The 26,323-nt window shown below is 74.3% G+C and carries 19 protein-coding genes; 8 read left to right on the top strand and 11 right to left on the bottom strand.

The annotated features are described in order from the left end of the window. Positions 1-65: 65 nt before the first annotated feature. The gene (locus OP18_RS09585) at positions 66-3,542 is read right to left on the bottom strand and encodes an ATP-dependent helicase (RefSeq protein WP_052386510.1); all 3,477 of its coding nucleotides are present in this window, start codon (positions 3,540-3,542) and stop codon (positions 66-68) included. Positions 3,543-3,565: 23 nt separating this feature from the next. Further along, on the bottom strand, positions 3,566-6,757 hold the full coding sequence (locus OP18_RS09580) for an ATP-dependent helicase (RefSeq protein ID WP_052386444.1): 3,192 nt from the start codon (positions 6,755-6,757) through the stop codon (positions 3,566-3,568). A gap of 644 nt (positions 6,758-7,401) precedes the next feature. On the opposite strand from OP18_RS09580, the gene fxsT (OP18_RS09575) reads away from it, so the two are divergent. The 4 genes from fxsT (OP18_RS09575) to OP18_RS09565 all read left to right on the top strand — a co-directional run bounded on the left by fxsT (OP18_RS09575) (position 7,402) and on the right by OP18_RS09565 (position 13,380). Continuing rightward, on the top strand, positions 7,402-10,260 hold the full coding sequence (gene fxsT / locus OP18_RS09575) for an FxSxx-COOH system tetratricopeptide repeat protein (RefSeq protein WP_033358414.1): 2,859 nt from the start codon (positions 7,402-7,404) through the stop codon (positions 10,258-10,260). A gap of 362 nt (positions 10,261-10,622) precedes the next feature. Next, positions 10,623-10,817: an FxSxx-COOH cyclophane-containing RiPP peptide gene (gene fxsA, locus OP18_RS54925; protein ID WP_162189761.1), complete on the top strand. Its 195-nt coding sequence runs from the start codon at positions 10,623-10,625 to the stop codon at positions 10,815-10,817. Then, positions 10,814-12,106: an FxsB family cyclophane-forming radical SAM/SPASM peptide maturase gene (locus OP18_RS09570; RefSeq protein WP_245635315.1), complete on the top strand. Its 1,293-nt coding sequence runs from the start codon at positions 10,814-10,816 to the stop codon at positions 12,104-12,106. The genes fxsA and OP18_RS09570 overlap by 4 nt, the downstream gene beginning before the upstream one ends. Next, complete coding sequence (locus tag OP18_RS09565) at positions 12,103-13,380, top strand: HEXXH motif domain-containing protein (protein WP_052386443.1); 1,278 nt, start codon at positions 12,103-12,105, stop codon at positions 13,378-13,380. Before OP18_RS09570 ends, OP18_RS09565 begins: the two co-directional genes overlap by 4 nt. Before the next feature lie 34 nt (positions 13,381-13,414). Here the strand turns inward: OP18_RS09565 and fxsT (OP18_RS09560) are convergent, their stop codons facing one another. From fxsT (OP18_RS09560) to OP18_RS09550, 3 genes are all read right to left on the bottom strand, one after another. Continuing rightward, positions 13,415-16,687 (bottom strand): FxSxx-COOH system tetratricopeptide repeat protein, encoded by a 3,273-nt coding sequence (gene fxsT, locus OP18_RS09560; RefSeq protein WP_156089388.1) that lies wholly within the window; start codon positions 16,685-16,687, stop codon positions 13,415-13,417. 163 nt (positions 16,688-16,850) lie between these two features. Continuing rightward, the gene (locus OP18_RS09555; RefSeq protein WP_033358412.1) at positions 16,851-17,399 is read right to left on the bottom strand and encodes an LOG family protein; all 549 of its coding nucleotides are present in this window, start codon (positions 17,397-17,399) and stop codon (positions 16,851-16,853) included. Beyond that, positions 17,399-18,190, bottom strand: coding sequence for an LOG family protein (locus OP18_RS09550; RefSeq protein WP_033358411.1), 792 nt, complete (start codon positions 18,188-18,190; stop codon positions 17,399-17,401). The genes OP18_RS09555 and OP18_RS09550 overlap by 1 nt, the downstream gene beginning before the upstream one ends. A gap of 39 nt (positions 18,191-18,229) precedes the next feature. Here OP18_RS09550 and OP18_RS09545 point away from each other — a divergent pair, with 39 nt between their 5' ends. Beyond that, positions 18,230-19,015: a DUF3152 domain-containing protein gene (locus OP18_RS09545; RefSeq protein WP_033358410.1), complete on the top strand. Its 786-nt coding sequence runs from the start codon at positions 18,230-18,232 to the stop codon at positions 19,013-19,015. Positions 19,016-19,104: 89 nt separating this feature from the next. Then, a complete protein-coding gene (locus OP18_RS56925) occupies positions 19,105-19,248 on the top strand; it encodes a hypothetical protein (RefSeq protein ID WP_156089387.1) in 144 nt (47 codons plus the stop codon). 21 nt (positions 19,249-19,269) lie between these two features. Here the strand turns inward: OP18_RS56925 and dapE are convergent, their stop codons facing one another. Next, positions 19,270-20,337, bottom strand: coding sequence for a succinyl-diaminopimelate desuccinylase (gene dapE, locus OP18_RS09540; protein WP_081970629.1), 1,068 nt, complete (start codon positions 20,335-20,337; stop codon positions 19,270-19,272). A gap of 33 nt (positions 20,338-20,370) precedes the next feature. Between dapE and dapD the strand changes: the two genes are divergently transcribed. Further along, the gene (gene dapD / locus OP18_RS09535) at positions 20,371-21,309 is read left to right on the top strand and encodes a 2,3,4,5-tetrahydropyridine-2,6-dicarboxylate N-succinyltransferase (protein ID WP_033358408.1); all 939 of its coding nucleotides are present in this window, start codon (positions 20,371-20,373) and stop codon (positions 21,307-21,309) included. A gap of 120 nt (positions 21,310-21,429) precedes the next feature. Here the strand turns inward: dapD and dapC are convergent, their stop codons facing one another. Beyond that, positions 21,430-22,548 carry a succinyldiaminopimelate transaminase gene (gene dapC, locus OP18_RS09530; RefSeq protein WP_169788949.1) on the bottom strand — a complete coding sequence of 373 codons (1,119 nt, stop codon included), beginning with the start codon at positions 22,546-22,548 and terminating at the stop codon, positions 21,430-21,432. Next, positions 22,545-22,871: a ferredoxin gene (gene fdxA / locus OP18_RS56920; RefSeq protein WP_033358407.1), complete on the bottom strand. Its 327-nt coding sequence runs from the start codon at positions 22,869-22,871 to the stop codon at positions 22,545-22,547. The genes dapC and fdxA overlap by 4 nt, the downstream gene beginning before the upstream one ends. Positions 22,872-22,977: 106 nt before the next feature. Here fdxA and OP18_RS09520 point away from each other — a divergent pair, with 106 nt between their 5' ends. Continuing rightward, on the top strand, positions 22,978-23,943 hold the full coding sequence (locus OP18_RS09520) for a GNAT family N-acetyltransferase (RefSeq protein WP_033358406.1): 966 nt from the start codon (positions 22,978-22,980) through the stop codon (positions 23,941-23,943). Between the two features lie 59 nt (positions 23,944-24,002). On the opposite strand, the gene OP18_RS09515 is transcribed toward OP18_RS09520, so the two are convergent. The 3 genes from OP18_RS09515 to mshB all read right to left on the bottom strand — a co-directional run bounded on the left by OP18_RS09515 (position 24,003) and on the right by mshB (position 26,266). Next, the gene (locus OP18_RS09515) at positions 24,003-24,467 is read right to left on the bottom strand and encodes a hypothetical protein (protein ID WP_033358405.1); all 465 of its coding nucleotides are present in this window, start codon (positions 24,465-24,467) and stop codon (positions 24,003-24,005) included. Between the two features lie 66 nt (positions 24,468-24,533). After that, entirely contained in the window at positions 24,534-25,088 is a 555-nt protein-coding gene (locus OP18_RS09510) for a hypothetical protein (protein ID WP_052386441.1), read from the bottom strand. Between the two features lie 275 nt (positions 25,089-25,363). Continuing rightward, the gene (gene mshB / locus OP18_RS09505) at positions 25,364-26,266 is read right to left on the bottom strand and encodes an N-acetyl-1-D-myo-inositol-2-amino-2-deoxy-alpha-D-glucopyranoside deacetylase (protein WP_033358404.1); all 903 of its coding nucleotides are present in this window, start codon (positions 26,264-26,266) and stop codon (positions 25,364-25,366) included. Positions 26,267-26,323 lie beyond the last annotated feature (57 nt).

Genomic DNA, 26,323 nt, shown 5'->3' with positions numbered 1-26,323 from the left:
CTTCGAGGACGGCGCGGTTGCGTGGACAGCGAGGTGTCGGAAGCTTGACGCGACCTTGCTGTTGATCAGACCGGCAGCGAGGCGATGAGGGCGAGCAGCCCCGCCTCGTCGAGCAGGTCGGCGGGGCGGACCGTGACGCCGTCGCGGACGTAGAAGAACGCCGCGCCGACCAGGTCCAGCGGCACGCCCTTGAGCTCCGCCCACGCCAGCCGGTACGCGGCGAGCTGCACCGCGGCGGCCGTAGCGTCCGCGCCGGAGGGCTGGGCGCCGGTCTTCCAGTCCACGACGTCGTAGCGCCCGTCGGGGTACGCGTACACGGCGTCCATCCGCCCGCGCACCACCACCCCGGCGATCACGGACGCGAACGGCACCTCGACGTCCAGCGGCACCCGGTCGGCCCACTCCCCGGCCAGGAACCGCTCCTGCAGGTCGGCCAGGGCCTCGTCCGGTGCGGCGCCCTCGTCGGCGGCGCCGGGCAGCTCGTCGAGGTCGATCAGGCGCTCGGCCTTGAACCGCTGCTCCAGCCAGTGGTGGAACGCGGTCCCGCGGCGCGCGTACGGGTCGGGGCGCGACGGCAGCGGCCGGCGCAGCGCACGGGCCAGCCGCTGCGGGTCGCGGCGCAGCGCCACCAGCTGCGACACCGACAGGTGCCCGGGCAGCGCCACGTCGACGGGGGCGTTGAGCTGCGGGGTGAGCCGGGCCCGCTCGGCCAGGAGGAGGTCGGCCTCCGCCGCCCACCGCCGGCCCGAGCCGTCGCGGAGCACCTCCTCGGGCCACGCGACCCGCGCCGGCGCACCCGTGTCGTCCGGCCGCGGCGTCGGTACGGCCACCGCGCCGCCGTCCGCCGGCACCGGTCCGGCCGCGGCGACGTCGTCCGAAGGCGCCGGACCGGCCACGGCGACGTCCGAGGGCGCGGCGCCGGTCACGGCACCGTCCGGCGGTTCGACGCCGGCGGCCGGGTGCGCCGCAGGGGCGATGCCGGCGGCCGGGTGCGCCGCAGGGGCGATGGCGGCGGCCGCCGCACGGACCATCCCGGCGGCCGCCTCCAGCAGCGGCCGGCGGGCGCCGAGCGGGTCGGCGGGCCAGCTCGCGCTGGGCACGGCGTCGGCCGTCGGGTTCTGCGCGTCCGGCGGCGGCGGGGCGGCCCACGCGTCGACCACCCCGGCGCCGGACCGGCAGCGGTCGCGGATCTCCTCCAGGAACACCGACGGGCCGCGGGCGCGCTTCACCCCGTCGCCCCACCAGTACCCGCTGGCCAGCAGGAGCCGGCGGGGGCGGGTGACGGCGACGTACGCCAGCCGCCGCTCCTCCCGCACGTCGTGCTCGCGCCAGTCGGTGGTGAACGCCTCCAGGCGCCGCACGACGCCCTTGACGTCCTCGACGGCCGACAGGTCCAGCACCGGCAGCCCGTCGCTGTCGCCGCGCAGCGGGAACGGCAGGACCCCGAGGCCGCGCAGCCAGTGGTCGCCCGCGTTGCTGGCGCCGGGGAACACGTCGACGCAGAGGCCGGCGACGGACACCACGTCCCACTCGAGACCCTTCGCGGCGTGCGCGGTCAGGATCTGCACCGCGCCCGAGACGACCTCGACCTCGCCCGGGGCGAGGCCGCGCTCCTCGTTCTCCGCGGCGGCCAGGAACGCCAGGAACGCGCCGAGGGTCGCGCCCTCCGACTCGCCGGCGAACCGGGCCGCGATGTTGCTGAACGCGTCGAGGTGCCCGCGGGCCAGGCCGGCGTCGCCGGGCCGGGCGGCGACCTCGACGTCGAGGCCGGTGGCCCGCTCGATGTCGGCGACGAGGTCCGGCAGCGGCTGGTCGAGGCGCCACCGCAGGCGGCGCAGCTCCGCGCCGAGCGCGGCGAACCGGGCGTGGCCGGCCGGTGAGTACGCGTCCGGGTCGCCGAGGTCGTCCAGGGCCTCGACCAGCACGGCCTCGTCGAGGCGGTCGGCGAGGGCCGGCTCGTCGTCGACGGGGCCGGCCCGGCGGGCGGCGGCGAGCGCGCGGGCCCGGCGGTACAGGGCGACGAGGTCCCGCGGGCCGATCCGCCAGCGCGGGCCGGTCAGGATGCGCAGCAGCGCCGCGCCCTCGGCGGGGTCGGCGAGGACCCGCAGGACGCTGACGACGTCACGGACCTCGGGGGTGTCGAGCAGGCCGCCGAGCCCGACGACCTCGACCGGCAGCCCGCGGGAGCGCAGCGCGTTCTCCAGGGCGGGGATCTGGGCGCGGGTGCGCACCAGCACCGCGGTCGTCGGCCGGTCCTCGACGGGGATGTCCATCGGGAACGTCTCCGGGGCCACCTTCGCCGCGAGCCGCCACGACGCGACGATCCGGTCGGCGATCCAGGCGGCCTCGTCGGCGTAGGTGTCCAGCAGCGCACAGTGGACGGTCGCGGTCGACGCGGGCTCGGCGAGGACGTCGGCGGGGGCGAGCTCGGCGACGCGGGCGCCGTGCGCGCGCAGCGGGGCGGACAGCGCGTTGGCGACGTCGAGGATCTCGGGGCGGTTGCGCCAGCTGGTGGTGAGGCTCAGCTGCGTCGCCGGCGCCCCGGCCGCCGTCGGGAACTCGGCCGGGAACCGCTCCAGGGTGCCCGCGGAGGCGCCGCGCCAGCCGTAGATGGACTGGCACGGATCGCCGACCGCGGTCACCGGGTGGCCGCCGCCGAACAGCGAGCGCAGCAGGACCACCTGCGCGTGGCTGGTGTCCTGGTACTCGTCGAGCAGCACCACCCGGAACCGGTCCCGCTCGACCGCGCCGACCTCCGGATGGGCGAGCGCGACCCGGGCGGCCCGGGACAGCTGGTCGCCGAAGTCCATGGCCTCCAGCAGCTGCTTCTTCTCCTGGTACTGCCGGATCAGCGGCAGCAGCTGCAGCCGGGCCTGCTGCCGGGACAGCAGGTCGCGCACCGGCTTGGCCATCTTGCCGGTCTTGGCGCTCACCTCGGCGAAGAACCGGCCGGTCCAGGCGGCGACGTCCTCGGGCGCGCGCAGGTGCTCGGCGAGGTCGCCGGCGAGGTGCAGCACGGCGTCGACGACCGTCGACGGTGCCGACGACACGGCGGTCATGTCACCGTCGTAGCCGCGCACGACGGCGTCCGCGAGCTGCCAGCAGGCGGCCTCGGTGAGCAGCCGGGTGGAGGGTTCGAAGCCGGCGCGGACGCCGTGCTCGCGGACCACCCGGGCGGCGTAGGAGTGGTAGGTGGCCACGGTCGGCTCGCCGGCGATCAGGTCGTCGCGGCCGAGGCGGCGCACCAGCTGCCCGAGCCGCTGCCGGATGCGGTGGGACAGCTCGCCGGCGGCCTTGCGGGTGAAGGTGAGGCCGAGGATCTGCTCGGGGCGGGCGTGGCCGTTGGCGACGAGCCAGACGACCCGGGCGGCCATCGTCTCGGTCTTGCCGGATCCGGCGCCGGCCACGACGAGCAGCGGCGCGACGGGCGCGGCGACGACCGCCGCCTGCTGCGGGGTCGGCGCCGCCTGCCGCAGCAGCCCGGCGAGCTCGACGGGGGTGTACGCGACGGCGCGCCCCCCGCCACGCGGGGGGACGCTCACGCCGGCGTCACGCGGTAGCACGCTCACGTGACGTGCCGGCCCTTGCCGGACACGGGGCAGGAGGTCTTGACCGGGCAGACCCGGCACTTGTTGTTGACGACGGCGTCGAACGTCGAGGCGGCCATCGTCTTGGCGGTCTTCTTCACCAGCGCCTGCGCCCAGTTGGGGTCGCCGGCCTCGCCGAGCGGCGGCTGGACCTGCTCGCGGGCGGCGCTGGTCTCGCCGCCGAGCTGGACCAGCGCGGCCCCGCCGGGGACGGTCGACTCCTCGAAGGCGCCGAGCTCGATCGCCGCCTGGTACGCCGCGAGCTGCGGATGCTCGGCCAGGTTGGCGTTGGCGGGGATCGACTTGCCGGTCTTGAGGTCCACGACCACGAGCCGGCCCTGCTCGTCGAGCTCGAGCCGGTCGACGCGGCCCTTGATCTCGACCGGCGCCTCGGGGTCGGCGAGCTCCACCAGGAAGTCCTGCTCGATCGCGACGAGCCGGCGCGGGTTGCCGGCGAGCCAGCCGATCAGCTTGTCCAGCATGGTCTCGGCGCGGTCCCGCTCGCGGCCGGCGAGCCACCGCGCGGACAGCTCGATCGCGTCGAAGCGGTCGGCGACATACGCGACGAGCTGGGCCCGGTCGGCGGTGGCGTCGGAGGCGAGCATCGCGGCGGCGTGCACGAGGTTGCCGATCGACTGCTCCGGCGACGGGGTCAGCTGCCCGCCGTGGCGCTCCAGCAGCCAGCGCAGGCTGCACCGGTCGACGCTCTCCACGGTGGACGGGGTCACCGTCACCGGCTCGCCGGGGTCGACGAGGGGCCGGTCGTCCGACAGCGGCTGCAGCCCCCACCAGCTGTCGGGGTCGGCGCCGGGCACCCCTTCGGCGGCGAGCCGGGCGAGGATCGCGGCGGCCGCGGCGCGGCGGTCGTCGGTGGCGTCGGGGTCGACGAGGGCGACCCGCAGCTCGGCGACGAGTGTCGGCAGGGTCAGCGCGCGGGGCGGCTCGAACATGACGGCACCGTCGAGCTCCCCGTCGGCGCCGGCGTCGGCGTTGGTGAGCTCGGTGAGGAACCGGCTCGGCTGCTCCTCGCCGTCGCCGGACGCGACGGCGGTGACCAGGACCTGCTCGCGGGCCCGGGTGACGGCGACGTAGAAGAGGCGGCGCTCCTCGTCCAGCAGCGCCGACAGCCGGCCGATCGTCTCCATGGTGCGGCCGGCGAGGACCTCGACGAGCAGCTCGGAGCCCAGGACGCTGCCGCGCAGCCGCAGGTCGGGCCAGACGCCCTCCTGCACGCCGGCGACGGCGACGACGTCCCACTCGAGGCCCTTCGCGGCGTGCGCGGTGAGGATGCGCACCGCCTCGCCGCGGTCGGCGGACGGGGCCAGGGAGTCGGCGGGCAGGTCCTGACCCTCGACGTGGTCGAGGAAGACGGCGGGGCCGGCGCCGGGGAGCCGGTCGGTGAAGCGGGCCGCCGCGTCGAACAGCGACACGACCGCGTCGAGGTCACGGTCGGCGGCGGCGCCGCGGTGCCCGCCGCGGGCGCTCAGCGCCGCCCACCGATCGGCGAGGCCGCTGCCCTGCCAGGCGGTCCACAGCACCTCCTCGGCGGTGGCACCGGGCCGGGCCGCGGCGGCGCGGACGTCCTGCAGCAGCCGCCCGACAGTGCGCGCCGGCGCCGCCCAGCGCCGCTCGACGTCGGCCAGGTCGCCGGGGTTGCGCAGGGCGTGCAGCAGCAGCACGCCGGACGGGCGCCGGTCCCCGGCGGCGAGGGCGAGGGCCCGCAGCCCTTGCCGGAGGCGCCGCTCGGCGAGGGGGTCGGCGCCGCCGAGCGGCGAGTGCAGCAGTGCGATCGCGGCGTCCTCGTCGAGCCGGTCGTCGTCCAGGGCGCAGCGCAGGAGCAGCAGCAGCGGCGCGATCGCCGGCTGCAGGTGCAGCGGCAGGTCCTCGGCCTCGGTGACCGTCGGCACGCCCGCGGCGTGCAGCGCCCGCTGCAGCGGCGCCAGCTGCCGGGCGGTGGAGCGCACCACCACCGCCATGCGGGACCACGGCACGCCGCGCAGCAGGTGCGCCTCGCGCAGGCGGTGGGCGAGGAACGCCGCCTCGGTGGTCTCGGAGCCGAACGTCGCGGTCTCCACGCTGCCGCCGGGGCGCTGCGCCTCCAGCTGCCGGTGCCGGGCGGGGCCGCGCAGCCGCGACGCGACCCGGCGGGCCGGCCCGAGCAGCCCGTCGCCGAGCCGGCGTGAGTGCGGCAGGACGACCTGCGGTGCGGGCCGGCCGCCGGCGGTGCGGAACCGGTCGGGGAACTCGCCGACGATGCCGGGGTCGGCGCCGCGGAACGCGAACGTGGACGAGTCCGGGTCGGCGAACGCGACGAGGTGCGCGCCGGCGCCCGCGACGAGGTCCAGCAGCTCGATCTGGGCGGGGTCGGTGTCGGGCAGCTCGTCGAGGTAGACGCACTCGATCCGGCGCCGCTCCGCGGCGAGGACGTCGGGCTCGTCGACCAGCAGCCCGGCCGCGGCCCGCACCAGCTCGGCGTAGTCGTAGGCGACCGCACCCCGGCTGGTGGCGTCGCGCAGGGCGAGGACCTGCAGGTACTCCTCGAAGAACCGGGCCGCGGCGGCCCAGTCGGGGCGCTGGTGCACGGCCGCCAGCCGGGCCAGCCCCGGCGGGCCGACGCCCCGCTCGACCGCGCGCAGCAGCAGGTCGCGCAGCTCCGTGGCGAACGCGCGGGTGCCGAGGGCGCCGCGCAGCGCCTCCGGCCACGGCGCCGGCGAGCCGGCGAGCAGCTCACGGATGACGAGGTCCTGCTCGGGGCCGGTGAGCAGGCGGGGCGAGGGCTCGCCGCGCTCGACGGCGGCGCGGCGCAGCAGGCCGAACGCGTAGCCGTGGAAGGTGCGCACCATCGGCTCGGCGGTGGTGCGCAGCCCGGCCGCGCGCCCCAGCCGGGCCTCGATGCGGTCGCGCAGCCGCACCGCGCCGCGCCGGCCGAACGTGAGGACCAGGATCCGCTCGGGATCCACCCCGTCGGCGACCCGGGCGGCGACGGCCTCCACGAGGGTGGTCGTCTTGCCCGTGCCGGGCCCGCCGATGACGAGCAGGGGGCCGGCGCGGTGCTCGACGACGAGCCGCTGGAACGGGTCCGTGTCGATCGGGACGGCCGCCGGACCCGGCCGCCGGACCAGGCGGTAGGTCCCGCGCCTGGCCGACTGGGGGGAAGCGGTCGCGGTCACGCCGCTATGCAATCACGCCCGTCCGACAGTTCCGCCGCGAGCACCCACGACCCGCGGCGGCGGGTCGCGGTCCGGCGGGCGCGGCGGTGGCGGCCGTGCCCCGGCGGCGGTCGCCCGGTCGTCCACCGGCCGTTTCCGATCGTTCATTCCGGACGACTTCGTGGCGCATTGGCGACGGTCCGGCCGAGCATCCGCAACAAGCGGGTCGCCGGGCCGGTCGCCGGGGCCATACGCTGATCGTCGGGACCATCGGGGAGACCGCCGACTTCGCGATCGGTCGCACTGTGGAACGCCCCCGGCCAAACCCGACGCCGGCACCGCCGAATTCCTTGTCAGATATGCAGGAACACCAGCTCAGAGGCCATGCGCGGCAGTAACCGAGGGCTTCTCGGAATACTGTCGGAAATTCATCGTCAGCAGTTGACTTCAATTGCCGGACCACGTTTGACAGAATGCGGATCGGGGGTCAATCAAGATCCATGAGGGTCAAGGTCGAGGTTGTTCGCCATGGCACTGCCATGCGATCCTTGGCACTTGACGAAACTTGACATGTCGGCACGGGTTTCGGAGCGTACTGCGTGGTGATCCAGCTTCCCGATCCGGTTCAGTTGCCAGCTGGACCACATCGGGACCTCGTCGTCGCCATGCACTCGCTGTACAACGACGCCGGCAAGCCCGGTTCCCGGATCATCAGCGTCGGTATCCGCAAGAACCTCGAGCTGGACGAGACCGTCTCCCACGAGACCATCACCGCCACCCTCGGCGGCAAGTCGGTGCCGTCCTGGGGCAAGGTGCGCTCGATCGCGGTGCAGCTGGACCAGATGTCCGACCGGCACCACGACATGACCACGTTCCTGGAGAGCCTGCTCGGGCTGTGGCTGGCGGTGCCGGCCGCGCCGCCGAAGTCCCCGGGCCGGATCGCCGGCGGCAGCACGCCGCCCACCGCGCGCGGCACGCCCGTCCCGCCGGACCCGCGGCGGGCACGGCCCGCGGCGAGCTCGGCGCCGGTCCCGCCGGGCGAGCGGATCCGCGGCGAGTTCCCGCAGCGCAACCCGTACTTCGTCGGCCGGGAGATCCTGCTGGACACGATGGCGGCCCGGCTGCGTTCGCAGCGGCCGAGCCCGCTGGTGCTCTACGGGCTGGGCGGCGCCGGCAAGACGCAGCTGGCGCGGGAGTACATCGAGCAGTACGCCGACGCGTACACGGTGATCTGGTGGATCCCGGCGACCCGGGCGGGTTCGGCGCTGACCGAGCTGGCGGAGCGGCTCGGCGTGCCGGCGCAGGCCAACGTCAAGCAGACCATCGACAACGTCATCTCCCGGCTGGAGTCGGCCGGTGCGCCGTTCCTGCTGGTGTTCGACGGGGTGGAGAACGAGCAGGTCCGCCCGTTCTTCCCGTCGATCGGCGGCAAGATCATCGTGACCACGCGGGACCCGGCGTGGGCCAACGACAGCTCGTACCTGGCGATCGAGGTGCCCGACTTCGACCGGGCCGAGGCGATCCAGTTCCTGCGCAAGCGCTTCCCGGAGCTGCGCGGCGACGACGCCGACGAGCTGGCCAGCCGGCACGGGCGGCTGCCGCTGGCGCTGGAGCAGATCGCGGCGCTGAAGCTGGCGTCCGGGCTGAGCTGGGAGGAGCTGCGCGACCGCCTGGACGAGCCGGGGCCGGGCCTGCTCGCGACCGGGCAGCCGGCGCACTACCCGCACACCGTCGCCGCGCTGCTGCAGGTCGCCCTCGACCAGCTGCGCCAGACGAACCCGGTGGCGGTCGGGGTGTTCGAACTGTTCGCGTTCCTGGGCTCGGAGCCGGTGTCGGTGACGCTGCTGAGCGTCGACCACGGCGACGAGCTGTCCCCGGACCTCATGCGCACGATGCGGCACCGGCTGGAGCTGAGCAAGGTCATCCAGCAGATCAGCCGGTTCGGCCTGGCCCGGCTGCACCAGGAGACGCAGCGCATCGAGGTGCAGCCGCTGATGCGGCTCGCGCTGCGCGACGCGCTGAGTCCGGAGGCCCGCGACCGGGCCCGCCGCAACGTGCACGCGATCCTCGCCGCCGCCGACCCGGGCTGGCCCGACGACCTCGCCTCGCACGACATGCACCGGGAGATCGCCGCGCACGTGCTGCCCTCCGGGCTCGTCGGCTCGGCGCTGCCCGCCGCCCGGCAGACGGTGTTCCACCAGATCCGCTACCGGTACCTGATGGGCGAGTACGAGGACGCCATCCGGCTCGCCGAGGCCGCCGTCAGGCGCTGGAGCGCGCCGGACTTCCTCGGCGCCGACGACAACCTGGTGCTGCTGAGCACCCGGGAATGGGCCAACGGGCTGCGCGCCGTCGGGCAGTACCAGCAGGCGCACGACCTGACCAGGGACACGATGCCCCGGCTGCGGGACAACCCGGCGTTCGGCCCCGACCACCGCGAGACCCTGGCGCTGGCCACCAGCCACGCCGCCGACCTGCGCATCGCCGGGCAGTACCGGGCCGCGTACGACATCGACCAGGACACCTACCACCGGTACCTGGACTCCCCGCAGCACGGCGAGCGGCACGCGCTCACCTCGGCCAGCCTGCACAACCTGGCGGTGAGCTGCCGGCACCTGGGCCGGTTCGCCGAGGCGGAGGAGATGGACCGCTTCGAGCTGCTGCGGCACCTGGAGCGGCACGGCACCGAACGGGACAAGACCCTGCTGACGGTCAACGCGCTGGCGGAGGACCTGTACGGGCTCGGCCGCTACCGCGAGGTGATCGAGCTGCAGCAGCACTACGCCCCGACGGCGTTACGGGTCCTCGGCGAGACCCACCGCGGGGTCCTGCGGGCGGCGCGGACCGTGGCGCTGGCCCGGCTCGGCATGGGCGAGACCACCGAGGCGCTCAACGCCCTGCGCGACCACTACCACGACTGCATCACCTCCCTCGGCCCCGCGCACGAGTACACCCTCGCGGCGAAGATGAGCTACGCCAACGCGCTGCGCCAGCAGGGCCGGCAGGAGTCGCTCTCCGACGCGTTCCAGCTCGCCGCCGAGGCCGTCGGCTCCTACCAGCGCACGTTCGGCCCGCGCAACCCGCTCACCCTCGCCGCCGAGGTGAACCGGGCCTCGATCCTGCGCGCCAAGGGTGAGTACCTGCGGGCCCGGGCCGCCGACACCATCGCCTACGACGCCCTGCACGACACCGTCGGCAAGGACCACCCCTACACGATCGCCACGCTGGTGAACCTCGCCACCGACATGTCGCTCACCGGCGACGCGGTCGGCGCCCGGGGCCGCTCCGAACAGGCCTACCTGCTGGCGAAGCAGACCCGCGGCGACACCCACCCCGACACCCTCACCGCGGGGGCCAACCTGGCGCTGGACCGGCACGCCGCGGGCGAGGTCGACGCCGGCCAGCGGCTGCTCGAGAAGGTCCTCGCCGACCTGCGCAGATCCCGCGGACCGGCGCACCCGGCGGTGGCCGAGGTGGCCCGCGGCGCACGGCTGGACGCCACCATCGAACCGCCACCGACCTGATCGCGGGCCGGCGTCAAGAATTGTCAACCGGTCCCCGCGGCATTGCCAGGTGCTGCTGAAACGTCCAGTCTCACACTACGGCGAGACCGGTCGGGGGGCCGCGCGACGATCCGTGATCGCCCTCTCGGAGCCCCTCGCACGCCACCCGCGCGCCGACGGTCCCTTACCCCGTCGCCGCTGGTCAGCGCGCCCCCATTCACGTCAAGAATCGTCAAGCGACGAACGTGGGATTGTCAGAGCCGTGGGCGTGCCGACACACTTCTGTACGCTCGGGGTAGCGGGGGTGCGACAATTCGGACTTTTCGACGCCCGCAAGCTCATTTTGTCAAACGGCTCGCAGCCCTTTGAGTGGAGGCCTACCGGTGGATGCCGTTTCCGCACCGACAGCTGGCGACCAGCATGCCTGGGCGCCCCTGATCGACGTGTCGGACCTCCCGCTCACGGAACTGCTCAGCACCGGTGACTCGGTGCTGGCCCGCTCCGTGCAACGGCTGGTCCGCAGTCTCGACGATCCCGATGGCATCATCTCAGCGTTCCAGTCCTACGCGTCGTCGTGAACGGCGCGGCCACCACCGCCCGGCCTGCCGTCACCGGCAGCGCCGGGGCCGGCGTGGCCGCGGCACGGGACGTGCACCGGGCGGCGGCGCCCTGGCCCTACGCGACGCTCGACGTGGCGGCGGCCCGGGCGCACGGTTGGCGACCCGCCCCGGTGCACGACATCGTGCTGAAGATCCATCAGCGGTGCAACCTCGCCTGCGACTACTGCTACGTCTACGAGACCGTCGACCAGAGCTGGCGCGACCGGCCGGCCGCGATGCCGCAGGACGTGTGGGAGGCGGCCGTCGACGCGATCGGCCGGCACGCCGCGGCGCACGGCTCGCGGGGCGTGCGGGTCATCCTCCACGGGGGTGAGCCGCTGCTGTTCGGCACCGAACGGATCGGCGCACTGACCACCCGGCTGCGGGGCGCGGTGCCGGACACCTGCGCCGTCGAGGTCGGCATGCAGACCAACGGCGTGCTGCTCACCGAGCGCCGCCTGGACGCCCTGCGACCGCACGGCATCGCCTTCGGGGTGAGCATCGACGGCGTGCCGGAGGTGCACGACGCGCACCGGGTCACCCGCAGCGGGCGCGGCAGCTTCGCCGCCGCGGCGCGCGCCCTGGACCTGCTGCGCCGCCCCGAGCACCGGGCGAGCTACGCGGGCATCCTGTGCACGGTGTCGGCCGGCACCGACCCGATCGCCTGCTACGAGCAGCTGCTGGCGTTCGACCCGCCGACGGTCGACCTGCTGCTGCCGCACGCCAACTGGCAGCACCCGCCGCAGCGGCCGCACGACGACGCCCGGACCGCGTACGCGGACTGGCTCATCGCCGTGTTCGACCGGTGGTACAGCGGCGGCGAGACCCGGATCCGGCTGTTCGAGGACGTGATCAGCCTGCTGCTCGGCGGCGGCTCCCGCTCCGAGCAGATCGGGCTCAGCCCCGCCGCCGTCGTGGTGATCGAGTCCGACGGCGCGATCGAGCAGGTGGACGCGCTGAAGTCGGCGTACCCGGGCGCCTGCGCCACCGGCCTCGACATCCGCCACGACGAGCTGGACCGCGTGCTCGACGACCCCGGGGTCATCGCCCGCCAGCTGGGTCTGGCGGCGCTGTCGGACACCTGCCGCGCCTGCCCGGTGCACCCGGTCTGCGGCGCCGGGCACTACGCGCACCGGTTCCGGCCCGGCCAGGGCTTCCACAATCCCTCGGTGTACTGCGCCGACCTGCGCAAGCTCATCGAGCACGTACACGGACGGCTGTCCGAGGATGTCAGAAGGCGAGTGGCAGGACAGGTGACAGGAGCATGACGACGACGGCCGAGCACCGGCTGACGCAGGAGGAGTTCGACCGGCTCGCCCGGGGCGCCGGCGGCACGCAGGCCGTCCTGTCGCTGCGGGCCGCCCAGCTGAGCAAGCATCTGCTGCTCATCTCGCGCCTGCTGGAGCACTGGCCCGGCGACACCGCCGAGCGCGACGCCGTGGTGCGGGCACTGGAGGCGGCCCGCGCCGCCGACGCCGGCGCGTTCGGCGAGGTCATCGGCGCGCCGCTGGTCGGCGCCTGGTCCTCGATCGTCAACCGGGCGGTGCTGCACGGCGGCGCCGGGTGGCAGGACGTCGCCCACCTCAACGGCCTGGCCGTGGTCGCCTGTGCGGCGGCCGGGGTCGACGCCGACGCCGCCGTCCCGGTGCGCGACGGCGTCGTGAGCATCCCCGGCGTGGGTGCGGCGACGGTCGCCTCCACCACCGCCCGGCTGGTCGCGAGGGCGGGCCGGCTCACCGTGGCGGCCGACGGCACGACCCTGGACGAGCGGTCCGAGGACTGGTCGCCGGTGCGCCACCTGACCGGCGACGCCGCCGGCCGCCGGATCCGCCTCGGCCTCGACGACCTGGACCCGTTCCGGCACGGGCACCACGCTCCCCCCGCGACCCGCCTGCCGGTGCCGGAGCTGGAGCGCTGGCAGGCCCTGTTCGAGCAGGCGTGGCGGCTGCTCGCCGAGCTGCTGCCGGTCCGGGCCGCCGAGCTGCAGGCCGGCCTGCGGACCCTGGTGCCGCTGGCGCAGACCGACGAGCGGGCCGCGCGCAGCGCCACGATCCGGCACGCGTTCGGGGTGTTCGGCCTGACCAGGCCGCCGAGCCCGGCGGAGTTCGCGGTGACGCTCGTGCACGAGTTCCAGCACTCGAAGCTCAGCGCGATGCTCGACCTCATGACCTTGACCGACCCGGCCGACAAGCGGCGCTTCTTCGCACCCTGGCGCGCCGACCCGCGGCCGATCGCCGGGCTCCTGCAGGGGGTGTACGCCTTCGTCGGCGTCGCCGAGACGTGGCAGGCGCTGCGCGCCGACGCCAGGTTCGGCCCGCACGCGCAGCTGCAGTTCGCCGAGGCCCGCCTGCAGGTGGACCGCGGGCTCAGCGCGGTGGAGGAGTCCGGCGCGCTGACCCCGCACGGCGAGTCGCTCGCCGCCGGCCTGCGCCGGGCCACCGACGCGATGCTGTCGGAGCCCGTGCCGGCCGCGGTCGCGCTGGAGGCCGAGCAGCGGCTGGAGCGCACCAGGCAGCGCTGGCTGGCCGCCCAGGCCTCCTGAGCGGCCGCCGCCCGCCCGGCGGCGGACCCGCGGCCTACGTCGGCGGCGGCTCGATGTCACCCTCGGGCCGCTGCCGGCGCTCGATCGCCGCCACGTCCGGGTGGTTGGGGCCGAGCGCCTTGCGCAGCCCGGTGACCGCCCGCCCGAACACCCGGTCGGCCTCGGTCTGCTCGCCGAGGGCCCGCAGGTCGTGCGCCAGGCTGACCTCGCGCATCAGCAGGTAGGGGTGCTCGGCGTTGTCGCGGGCCTCGTGCACGCCGCCGTAGGCGCGGCTCATCTGCAGCATCTGCCGGGACATCTCGGCGGCCCGCTCCCGCTCACCCGCGAGGGCGAAGTCCGCGGCCAGGGACGTGCCGGCGCACAGCGTGTACGGGTGGTCCGGCGACAGCACCGCGCCCAGGGCGGTGAAGCACCGCTCGTCCAGCGTCCTGGCCTCGGCGTACTCGCCGCGGGCCCGGCGCAGGATGGCCTCGTTGACCCGGGCGACCAGGGTCAGCGGGTGCTGCTTGCCGAAGTACTGGTCGTAGCGGCGCAGCGTGTCGTCGATCAGGGCGAGAGCCTCGTCGTACTCGCCCACCTCCCGCAGCGCGTTGCTGAGACTCATCGCGGCCGCGAGCGCGAACTCGTGGTTGGAGTCCGGCTTCGAGCCCTCCCGCAGCCGCTCCTGGTTGGGCCGCGAGTCGAAGCGCTCCTTGACCCGCTCGTAGTGGTCGCGCAGGACGCCCACCGCCTCCTCGCGGCGGCCGGCCTTGCGCAGCATCACGCCGTAGGTCCGCCCGGCCAGCAGCACCTGGCTGTGCTGGGGGCCCAGGCTCTGCTGCAGCGGCTCGCGCCACAGCTCGATGACGTCGAGCCCGGCCTGGTAGGCGCCCATGCCGTAGTAGTCGCGGGCCATGTTGAGATACGCCGACAGCGCCCGCGGGTCGGTGCCGCCCATGCTCTCCCAGTGGGTGGCGATCTCCCGGTCGAGTGCGAGCGCCTTCTCGAACTCGCCGACCATCCGGTAGTCGACGGCGAGGTTGGCCTTGGCCCGCAGCGTGTACTTCTCGAAGGGCCCGAACACCTCGTCGTGCAGGCCGACCGAGACCAGGTCGAACTCCAGCGCGTCGCGGTACAGCCCGGCGATGCGCAGGTCGGCGCCGACCTGGTTGCCGGTGATGAGCTTCGACTCGTGCCGCTCGCCGAAGCCGGACGAGCGGGACATGACCGTGTACGCGGTCTGCGCGAGCTCCCGGGCCTTCTCGCTGTCGCCGAGGGTCCGCGTCGCGTTGGCCAGCAGCGCGATCGCCTGCACCGTGAAGTCGCCCTCGGGCCCGTACAGCGGGTCGGTGGTGTCCTGCGACCAGACGTCGACGGCCCGCTGCGCCAGGTCGCGGCTGTCCTCGTAGTTGCCGGTCAGGTAGAGGTAGCGGGCGTGGTGCAGGATGACCTGCCGGGCCGCGGCGTTCTCCGCCGAGATCATCCGGGCCGCGGTGAGGTGCGCGCCGAGGTCCCGCTGGCGGGACAGCTCGCCGACCTCGTCGGGATCGCCGGGGTTGGCGGCGGCGAGGATGTTCTGCGCGTTGAGCAGGGCCCGGCGGCGCTGCTCCTCGCTGAGGCTCTCCTGCAGCACCCGCTGGACCAGCCGGTGGACCTGCAGCCGCTCGTCCTGGTCGACCTTGGCCAGACCGTACCGGCTCAGGTCGCGCACCACCCGGCTGCGCTCCAGCGGCACGGCCAGCGTCGACTTCAGCGGCTCGGCGATGTCGGCGTCGCGGCCGTACCGCAGCAGCGACACGGCGACCGGCTCACCGCCGAGGAACGCGAACAGCTCGAACATCTGCGCCGTGGCGGGCGCGACCTCGCGCAGCCGCTCCACGGCCAGGTTGACGAACGCGGCGACGGTGACCGGGTAGCCCTGCGGGCGGCCCTCCGACAGCAGCTCGCGGCTCATCTGGTTGTCGAGCAGCTCGAGGTAGTCGCGGATGGGCATCGCGGTGGCCAGATACCACGACACCGCCTGCTCCAGCGCCAGCGGCAGGTCGCCGAGCTTGTCGGCCAGCTCGTCGGCCTCGACGTCGCTGATGCGGGCCTGCCCGTGCGGGTCCTGGCTGCGCCGCTGCAGCAGCTCGACGCTCTCGCCGCGCTCGAACACGTCGACGGCGATCGAGGACCAGCCGCTGGCCAGCTCCTGGTTGCGGGTGGTGACGATGACGTGGCCGCCGTGCGACGGCACGAACTGGTCGAGGATCACCGCCTCGTCCACGTTGTCATAGACCAGCAGCCACGACAGGCCGCTGTCGGCGAGGGAGTCCAGCACCGTGCGAGCGGTGCGGCGGCGGTCGTCGGTCGTGGTCAGGCCCAGCCGCTCGGCGAGCTGGGCGAGGGAGTCCAGGACGGTCGCGGTCTGCTCGGCGGCGATCCACCAGATCAGGTCGTAGTCGTCGATGTTGCGGTAGACGTACTCGACCACCAGCTGGGTCTTGCCGACACCGCCCATGCCCTGCAGCGTCTGCGGCAGCACCGAGGCCTTCGAGCCCTGCCGCAGCGCCGAGCCGAGGCGCTCCAGCAGCGCGACGCGGCCGGTGAAGTTCCTGTTGCGGATCGGCACGCCGCCGCCCCAGATCGGCTGCGAGCCGTCGGCGCGGCGGGAGCGCACCGGCCGGCCACCCACGGAGGGCCGCTCGACCCGCACGTCCGGCGCCGGGCGCCCGGCGTCCACGGACAGCACCGACGCCGAATGCCCGAACAGCAGACCGCCCTTGACCGAATCTGCCCACTGGCGCAACTCGTCCGCATTCGGGGGCCCGGCGACCACTTCCAATGCATCGATGAATGTCAACAGCGAAGGAATCTCGCCGGACGCATTCTCGAGGCCGAGCACGGCGGCGCGAATGTCGCTCCAGCCGGCCTTCGTCGACAGCGGGCCACCGGCCTGGACCCGCTCGCCGGCCGCGGCGAGCTGCTCCACCGGCACGTCGCGCAGGATGTCCAGCAGCGCGTCGCGGTCCGGCCCGGACAGCAGGTCCGGACCGGCGATGCGGTCGGCGATGGCCACGGCGTCGGCGGTGAACACCGTCGGGTAGATGCCGTGCAGCACGCGGGCGAGGCTGCGCAGCCCGCCGGAGCACGACTGGCAGGCCCGCAGCACCGACTGCACGTCGCGCCGGTGGTCCGGGAAGCGCCGGGCCTCCAGGTCACGGTCGAGCCGGCGCTCCGTCTCCTCCACCGCGGCGTCCCACGCGTCGGGGTCGGACAGCTCCGGCACCAGCAGCAACACGTTGACCAGACCGTCGAGTCGGCCACGGCCGGATTGCACTTGTGCCACGGACACTCATTCCCCACGCACGACGAATCCCGAGCGCAAAGAATATCCGATCCGCTCGCCCGCGGAAATGCCCGAACTCGAATGGCGCATTCTTCCGGGGGGCCCGGAGTAATTGATCACCGTCGCACTCGTGACGCGAGTTTGTTTCGCCGGAACGCGGCGTTCACCGCAGCAGCGACTCCTCCAGCAGGTCCAGCGCGGCGGTGACGTCGCCCGCGACCAGCAGCATCGCCAGCGCCGAGGTGCGGACGAACTCCTGGTCGACCAGGCCGCGCAGCCACCCGACGAGACCCGCGTAGAAGCCGTCGGCGTCCAGCAGCAGGATCGGCTTGCGGTGCAGGTCGAGCGTCGCGGTGGTCCACACCTCGAACAGCTCGTCGAGGGTGCCGAGCCCACCGGGCAGCACCACGAACGCGTCCGCCCGCTCGATCATCATCGTCTTGCGCGAGGCCATGCCGTCGGTGACCACCAGCTCGTCGGACTTGGTGTCGGCGACCTCCAGGTCGACCAGCGACTGCGGGATGACACCGTACGTGCGGCCGCCGCCGTCGCGGGCACCGTCGGCGACCGCGCCCATCATGCCGACGCAGCCGCCGCCGGAGACCAGCTCGTGGCCGCGCCGGCCGATCTCGACGCCGACCTGGTGGGCCAGGTCGAGCCAGCGCTGGTCGAGCCGCTGCGAGGAGGCGCAGAACACCCCGATCGACGCCATCAGCCGCTCGCCTCGCGCGCGGTGCGGCGGGCCGAGGCGGCCTCGACGTCCTCGCCGGCCTTCACGATGTGCCGCACCGCCTCGTCGACGTCGTCGGTGAGGTACAGCAGGTCCAGGTCCTCCGGGCCGATCTTGCCGGCGTCCTGCATGGTGTCGCGCAGCCAGTCGACCAGGCCCCGCCAGTACGAGGTGCCCATCAGCACCACCGGGAAGCGGGTGACCTTCTTGGTCTGCACCAGGGTCACCGCCTCGAACAGCTCGTCGAGGGTGCCGAACCCGCCGGGCAGCACCACGAACGCCTGGGCGTACTTGACGAACATCGTCTTGCGGGCGAAGAAGTAGCGGAAGTCGATGCCGAGGTCGACCCACTCGTTGAGCCCCTGCTCGAACGGCAGCTCGATGCCGAGCCCGACCGACAGCCCGCCGGCCTCCGCGGCGCCCTTGTTGGCCGCCTCCATCACGCCGGGGCCGCCGCCGGTGATGACGGCGTAGCCGGCCCGGGCGAGAGCCCCGCCGAGCTCCTCGCCGAGCTTCCACTCGGGGCTGTCGGCCTTGCTGCGGGCCGAGCCGAACACGCTCACGGACGGCGGCAGGTCGGCGAGGGTGTCGAAGCCCTCCACGAACTCGCTCAGGATCCGCAGCGCCCGCCAGGCGTCCTTGGTCTTCCACTCGCTGCGCAGGTGCGAGTCGAGCAGCCGCTGGTCGGCGGTGCTCGGCGGGATGGAGTCGCGGCGCAGCGTCACCGGTCCGCGGTGCCGCTCGGGCGGCTGGGGGGTCCTACCCTCGGTCATGGCCCCCACCGTACGTGGATCTCATGATGCAATGCACCGATGGGGCGTCGTCGGGGGCTGGTCGCCGTGCTGGCGGTCGTGCTCGCCGCCGGTGCCGGCGGGATCTGGTACGGCTCGCGCACGCCCGGCGCCACGAGCGTGTCGCAGGCGGCACCGCCGCCGTCGCCGACGCCCACCTCCCCCGCACCGCCGTCGCCGTCCCCGTCGCCCTCCGCCGCACCGTCGCTGTCCCCGTCGCCGGTGGTCACCGCGGTCCCGGCCCGCGGCACCGGGACGTTCGACTACAGCGGCACCGGCGGCGAGCGGGCCGGCGGCGCGGGCCGGCTGGTGCGCTACACGGTCGCCACCGAGCGGGGCTCCGCGGTCGACCCGGAGGTGTTCGCGGCGGCGGTGCACGCGACGCTCGCCGACCCGAGGAGCTGGATCGCGGGCGGGCGGGTCTCCTTCCAGCGGGTGCCGGCCGGGCAGCCGAGCGAGCTGACCGTGCACCTGGCCACCCCCGGCACGACCGACACGATGTGCGCGCGGCGCGGCGTGCGCACCCGCGGCGAGGTCTCCTGCCGCGGCGGGCGGGACGTGATCATCAACCTGAAGCGCTGGCAGCTCGGCGTCGCCTGGTACCCGCGGCTGGCCGACTACCGCGACATGGTCGTCAACCACGAGGTCGGACACTTCCTCGGCAACGGCCACGTGGTGTGCCCCCGCAAGGACGCGCCGGCGCCGGTCATGGCCCGGCAGACGTTCGGCCTGGAGGGCTGCGCGCGCAACCCGTGGCCGTACCCGGACGGCCGGACGTACGTGACGGGACCCGCGGCGCCGCGCTGACGCATCCCGGTGAGAAATCGGGTGCGGACGACAACGTTTGCCGGTGTCATCGCGTCGTTCCCGATATACCGGACGGCAGGGTGTAGGGGGTGACCGGAATGACACGCGCCGAGCACGACCGTCGCAAGCGGCAGATGAACCGGCGGATCCGCGAGGTGCTCGCGGTGCGCCGGGTGCTGGCCGCGATGGGGCCGCAGGCCGAGCCCCCGGAGCCGGCGACGCCGGAGGCCTGAGCCGGGCCGGGTAATACGGCGTTATACGGCGCCGGTGAGCCAGCGGCGGACCACGGCCGCGCCCTCGACGATCTTGTCGATCTCGACGTGCTCGTCCTGCTTGTGCGCGAGGTTCGGGTCGCCGGGGCCGTAGTTGAGCGCCGGGACGCCGAGCGCGGCGAACCTGGCGACGTCGGTCCAGCCCAGCTTGGCCCGCGCCGGCTGCCCGATCGCGGCGAGGAACTCCCGCGCCGGCGGCGCGTCCAGGCCCGGCAGGGCGCCCGGCGCCGTGTCGACGACCTGCAGCTCGAAGCCGTCGAGCACCTCCCGCACGTGCTCGGCCGCCTGCGACTCGGAGCGGTCCGGCGCGAACCTGAAGTTGACCTCGACCACGCACTCGTCGGGGATGACGTTGCCGGCGACCCCGCCGCTGATCCGCACCGCGTTGAGCCCTTCACGGAACTCGCAGCCGTCGATGGTGACGGTGCGCGGCTCGTACGCGAGCAGGCGCTGCAGGATCGGGGCGGCCTTGTGGATCGCGTTGTCGCCCAGCCAGGACCGCGCCGAGTGCGCCCGCCGGCCGCTGGTGCGCGCCAGCACCCGCAGGGTGCCCTGGCAGCCCGCCTCGACCAGGCCGTGCGTCGGCTCCAGCAGCAGCGCGAACGACGCGTCCGCCAGCAGCCCCGGCCGGCTGTCGGCGAGGATCTTCAACCCGTTGCGCGCCGAGTCGACCTCCTCGCACTCGTAGAAGACGTACGTGACGTCGTGCCGCGGCTCGGCCTCGGTGACCGCGAGGTGCAGCGCGATCGCCGTGCCCGACTTCATGTCGGACGTGCCGCAGCCGTGCATGACGCCGCCCTCGGTCCGCGACGGCCAGTTGTCGTTGAGCGGCACGGTGTCCAGGTGCCCGGCGAGCACGACCCGCTCGGGGCGGCCCAGCTCGGTGCGCGCGACGACGGTGTGACCGAACCGCTCGACCTTCAGCGCGGTCTCGCTCAGGGCCTGCTGGACCTGGTCGGCGATGTCCGCCTCGTTGCCGGACACCGACTCGATGTCCACCAGGGCACGGGTCAGGGCGACGGGATCGGCGAGCACGTCACGGGAGAGCATGCCCATACCCTAGATGCGGTAGCGTTCGACCACGTGACGACCGCCTACATCGACTCCCCCGCCTGGGGACTTGGCCTGGCCACCGTGACCGGATCCGGGCAGGTGCTGGACGCCTGGTTCCCCACCGGTCAGCTCGGCCTCGGCACGCTGCCCGCGCTGCCGCCGGTGCTCGACATCCCGGCCACCGGGCCGCTGCCCTCGCTCTCCGTCGAGGTGGTCCAGGTCGAGATCGGCTCGCTCGGCGACGCCCCGGCCTCCACCGCCGACGTGTACCTGCGCCTGCACCTGCTCTCGCACCGCCTGGTCCAGCCGCACCAGGCCAACCTCGACGGGCAGTTCGGCCTGCTGGCCAACGTCGCGTGGACCTCCGCCGGCCCGTGCCTGCCGGAGCAGGTCGACGAGCTGCGCCTGGCCGAGCGGCTCGCCGGGCGGCGGCTCACCGTGTACGGCATCGACAAGTTCCCGCGCATGGTGGACTACGTCACGCCGTCCGGCGTCCGCATCGCCGACGCCGACCGGGTCCGCCTCGGCGCGCACCTGGCCCCCGGCACCACCGTCATGCACGAGGGCTTCGTCAACTTCAACGCCGGCACCCTCGGCACCTCGATGGTCGAGGGCCGCATCTCCGCCGGTGTCGTGGTCGGCGACGGCACCGACGTCGGCGGCGGCTCCTCGATCATGGGCACCCTGTCCGGCGGCGGCAAGGAGGTCATCCGTCTCGGCGAGCGCTGCCTGCTGGGCGCCAACGCGGGCATCGGCATCTCCCTCGGCGACGACTGCGTCGTGGAGGCGGGCTGCTACATCACCGCCGGCTCGAAGCTCACCCTGCCCGACGGCACCGTGGTCAAGGCCCGTGAGCTGTCCGGCGTGCCGAACCTGCTCTTCATCCGCAACTCGGTCTCGGGCCGCCTGGAGGTCCGCGAGCGGGCGGGCCGCGGCATCGAGCTCAACGCCGCGCTGCACGCCAACTGAGCGCGCCGCCGGATCCGGCCACCGGGCCGGATCCGGCGTTCGCTGTCCGCCTCGCGGCGGCCGTTCGGGGCCGGCACCCGCGCGGTCGTGCCGGCCGTTCGAGGCGGCCTCGTGTCGTGCTCAGGCTTCGGCGAGTCGCTTGGCGGCCTCGGTGACGCGCTCGTCGTCGGCCGTCAGGGCGGCCCGGACGTGCCGGCCGCCGGCGGGGCCGTAGAACGCGCCGGGGGCGGTCAGGATCCCGCGCTCGGCGAGCCAGGCCACCGTGTCCCACGAGTCCTCGTCGCGGGTCAGCCACAGGTACAGGCCGGCCTCGGAGTGTTCGACCGTGAAGCCGGCGCCCTCGAACGCGGCGCGCAGCACGGCCCTGCGGGCGGCATACCTGTCGCGCTGCAGCCCGACGTGCTCCTCGTCGCCGAGGGCGGCGACCATCGCGGCCTGCACCGGGGCGGGCACGATCATGCCGGCGTGCTTGCGCACCGCGAGCAGCTCGTCGACCAGGGCGGGGTCGCCGGCGACGAAGCCGGCCCGGTAGCCGGCCAGGTTGGAACGCTTCGACAGCGAGTGCACCGCGAGGACGTTGTCGAAGCGGCCGTCGCAGACGGACAGGATCGAGACCGGCTCGGCCTCCCACGGCAGCGGCAGGTAGCACTCGTCGCTGGCCACGACCGCGCCGCGCTCGCGCGCCCAGTCGACCACCTTGCGCAGGTGGGCGGGGGGCAGCACGCGACCCGTCGGGTTGGACGGCGAGTTGACCCACACGAGGCGTACCCGCGCCGGGCCGAGCGACGTCAGCGCGTCGGCCCGCACCACGGTGGCGCCGCTGAGCTGCACGCCGACCTCATACGTCGGGTAGCAGACCGGCGGGATGACCACGGTGTCGCCCGGGCCGAGCCCGAGCAGCGTCGGCAGCCACGCGACCAGCTCCTTCGAGCCGATCGTCGGCAGCACCCCGAAGCCGTCGCCGCCGGGGGCGCACCAGCGGGTCACCCACGCGCGGATCGCGGCCCGCAGCTCGGGGGTGCCCGCCGTCAACGGATAGCCGGGCGCGTCCGACGCCGCCGTCAGGGCAGCACGGATCGCCGCGGGCACCGGATCGACGGGCGTGCCGATCGACAGGTCGACGATGCCGCCCGGGTGCCGGGCCGCTGTCGCCTTCGCCGGCTCCAGCCGGTCCCACGGGAAGTCCGGCAGCCCGGCAGCGAGCGCTCGCCGGGCGCCGGGCTGGACGGTGCCGGTCAGTGGTCGTGCTCCTGCGGCGGCAGGCCGGCGACGAACGCCGCGTCCTTCTCGACCTTGCCGACCTTCGAGGCGCCACCGGGCGAGCCCAGCTCGTCGAAGAACGAGTAGTTGGCGCCGACGAAGTCCTTCCACTTCTCCGGGACGTCGTCCTCGTAGAAGATCGCCTCGACCGGGCACACCGGCTCGCAGGCACCACAGTCGACGCACTCATCCGGGTGGATGTAGAGCATGCGGTTGCCCTCGTAGATGCAGTCGACAGGGCACTCCTCGATGCACGCCTTGTCGAGCAGGTCCACGCAAGGTTCGGCGATGATGTATGTCACGGGTCGCCCTCTTTCGCGCCTGAGGCTGCCAACGTGATTGGCGAACCCCGCCGCATCCCTACCGCGGCGGTACGAGCCTAGTATCCCGTCCGGCTGGAGGTGCATCGTGCTCGGTCCACAGCACGTGGGAAGTCGGGTCGTCGTGCGCCGCATCGTGGGACATCGCGGTGATCGGCCGGTGTACTCGGACATTCTGGGCCGTCTCGTCGAGGCGGCCGAGACACATCTCACAGTACATGCGCGCGACGGAGACGTCCGCGTTCCAACGGCTGAGATCCACCGCGCCAAGCCCGTCCCGGACCGGCGGCGCCTGACCCCGACCGAGTCCCTGGAGGTCGCCGCGGCCGCCGGCTGGCCCGCCGGCGAGCGCGAGCGGCTCGGCGACTGGCTGCTGCGGGCCACCGGCGGCTGGACGATGCGGGGCAACTCCGCGCTCGTGGTCGGCGACCCCGACCTGCCCCTGCCGGCGGCCGTCGACGCCGTCACCCGGTGGTACCAGGACCGTGGCCTGCCGCCGTCGATGAGCGTGCCGCTGCCGCTCTTCCACCGCGTCGACGCCGAGCTGGACCGCCGCGGCTGGACCCCGATGCCGCTGACGCTGGTGATGACGGCCCGGCTGGCCGACCTGACCGCCGCCGCGGACGAGCGGGTCACGCTCGACACCGCGCCGTCGCCGGCGTGGCTGGCCTCGGTGGCCGGCCGCAAGGGCGCCCTACCGGCGGCCGCGGTGCGGGTCCTCACCGGCGTGCCCCAGGTCCGGTTCGCCAGCCTGCGGCAGGCCACCCCGCACGGTGCCGAGGGCCCGCTGCTCGCGACCGGGCGGGGATGTGTCGCCGACCCCGAGGGCCGCTGGCTGGGCCTGTCGTTGATCGGCACGGAGGAGCACGTCCGGCGGCAGGGCCTGGCCCGGCGGGTCATCGCCGCGCTGGTCGCGTGGGGTGCCGAGGTGGGCGCCAGCGACGTGTACCTGCAGGTCGAGGAGCGCAACACGGGCGCGGTCGCCCTCTACGAGCGGCTCGGCCTCACCACGCACCACGTCTACGTGACGCGCCGCCTGCTGCCGCCCGGCTAGCGCCCCCGACGGCCCGGACGCCCGACGGCCCGGACGCCCGACGGCCCGGACGCCGACGGCTATCGGCGCACGATGCGGCGGGGCTTGGTGCCGGCGCGGTCGATGTAGCGCTTCCAGGACTGCGACCGGTAGTCCAGCCCGAGCGTCATCAGGGCCAGGGTGCCCAGGACGGCGCCGATGGCGGACAGGCCGACGAAGTAGAAGAACTGGCGGAACACCAGCCCGACCCCGTTGCCGAACGGGGTGGCCCCCGACACGAACGGCCCGACCAGCACGGCGAGCACGCACGCGCTGACCACGGCGATGCCGAGGTCGGCGACGACGCGGAGCATCGGGTGGCGCCGCCCGTACCAGAACGCGACGGGAATCATCACGGCCCCGACGGCGAACAGCGCCCACAGGCCGATGGTGACCTGCTTGTCGTCGTCACTGCCGGCAGCGAACCTGACCACGAGCCTGGCGATCACGTTGACCAGGAAGAGTGCCCCCGCGACGATGCCGACCGGCAGCCACCGCTCCTTCATCCCACGCCTCCGCTGGTGCTCGTTCGCCGCGTGACGCCCACGGTCACGGACGGTGCGGGAACGTGTCTACCTCTCCACGCTCCGTGGCGCAAGAGGCGTTGGCTTGGAGTTGGCTGGGGCCGCCGCCCGCTGGCGGAGCGCCATGACGTAGAAGCCGATCGCGAACGCCAGCGGCCCGGTGAACAGCGTCAGCAGGCCGACCCAGTTGTCGCTGGTGATGAGCAGGTCACCCTCGGTGGTGCGGCCGGCGGCGAGGATCCACACGACGCACCAGGCACCGGCGGGCAGCAGCGCCGCGAACCGCCGTCCGCTCGTCGTGACCGCGAACCAGCCGAGCATCGGGTTGGTCACCACCGCCAGCACCAGGGCCAGCGGGATGCGCATGTTGCCCTTGCCGGGGGCGGAGAACCCCAGGTCGGAGACGCGCAACGGGGCGAGGAACGCCTCGACGACGGCGAGCGCGACCGCGAGCAGCACGGCGAGGAGCAGCCCGCCGACGGTGATGGCGATGTCGAGCGGCCCCCCGGGCAGGTGCGCCGCACGCGGCGCCGCCGGCGGCCCGCCGGGCACGGTGAACCCCGTCTGCGGCACCACCAGGTCGTCGCCGTCCGCACCGGCCACGCCGGCCGTCCCCGGAGCGTCCGACCTCTGAGCGTCCGACCTCTGAGCGTCCGTCCCCTGAGCGTCCGTCCCCTGAGCGTCCGTCCCCTGAGCGTCCGTCCCCTGAGCAACCGGATCAGAGCCGGCCGCCCCGGTGGGCTTCTCCAGCGAGGGCTTCTCCAGCGAGTGCCCCGCGGCGCTCGACGCCCCGGCCGCGGGCGCCTCAGCGGCCGCCCCGGCCGGCTTCTCCAGCGACGGCCGCCCGGCCCGTGCCGCCGTGCCCGTCTTGCGCTTCGTCACGACGCCGCGGTCTCCAGCTGCGGGGTGGCGGCCGCCTCGAGGTCCAGGCCGGCGAAGAGGTCCTCCTCCCAGCCGTGCGGCCCCACACCGGGCCCCTTCACACCCCGGGCGAGCTGGTAATACTCCACGCCCATGAACTCGGCGCCGAAGTTGCCCGCGATCGCGAACAGCCACGACGACGGCGGGATCTGCGTCGCGTGGGCGCGCAGCGCGGCCGTCTTCTCCTCGGCGAACTCGTGCCCGTCGAGCCGGGCCGCGATCTCGTGGTCGGGGGTGCCGAACGGCAGGTCCTCGGCCCGCTCCACGTCGGCGAACGGGTTGTCCGACGAGTCGCGGAACTCCGCCATCCCCGCCTCCAGCACGCTGCGCGGCACCGCGGTCCAGTACACCTTCGCGGGCGCGATGCCCTCGGCGTCGGCCAGCTCGACCGCCCGCGTCAGCACCCGGTGCGCCTGGATGTGGTCGGGGTGCCCGTAGAAGCCGTTGGGGTCGTAGGTGACCGCGACCTGCGGCCGCACCTCGCGGATCACGTCGAGCAGCTCGCCGGCGGCCACGTCGAGGTCGGCGCCCCAGAACGCGCGGGGGTGCGCATTCGGCGCGGTGCCCATCATCCCCGAGTCGCGGTAACGCCCGGCGAAGCCGAGAAACCGGTGGTCGGTGACCCCCAGCCGGCGGCAGGCCTCCTCCAGCTCCGCGATCCGGTAGCCCCCGAGCTGGTCGGCCGCGCCGGCGGCGAGCCCGGCGAGCTCGGGGCGGTGGATCTCGCCCTCCTCGCCGAGCGTGCAGGTGACCAGGGTGACGTGCGCGCCGGCGGCCGCGTAGTGGGCCATCGTCGCGCCGGTCCCCATCGACTCGTCGTCGGGGTGCGCGTGGACGAACAGGATGCTCCGAGCACTCACGGCGCCAACTCTACGACCTCGGTATGACACTTCCCCCGCGGCGCGGCGCCCGTGGAG

Source organism: Dactylosporangium aurantiacum, from assembly GCF_000716715.1.
Lineage (GTDB): Bacteria > Actinomycetota > Actinomycetes > Mycobacteriales > Micromonosporaceae > Dactylosporangium > Dactylosporangium aurantiacum.
Note: the sequence above shows the minus strand (reverse complement) of the source record. Positions and strands in the feature narration are given on the sequence as shown.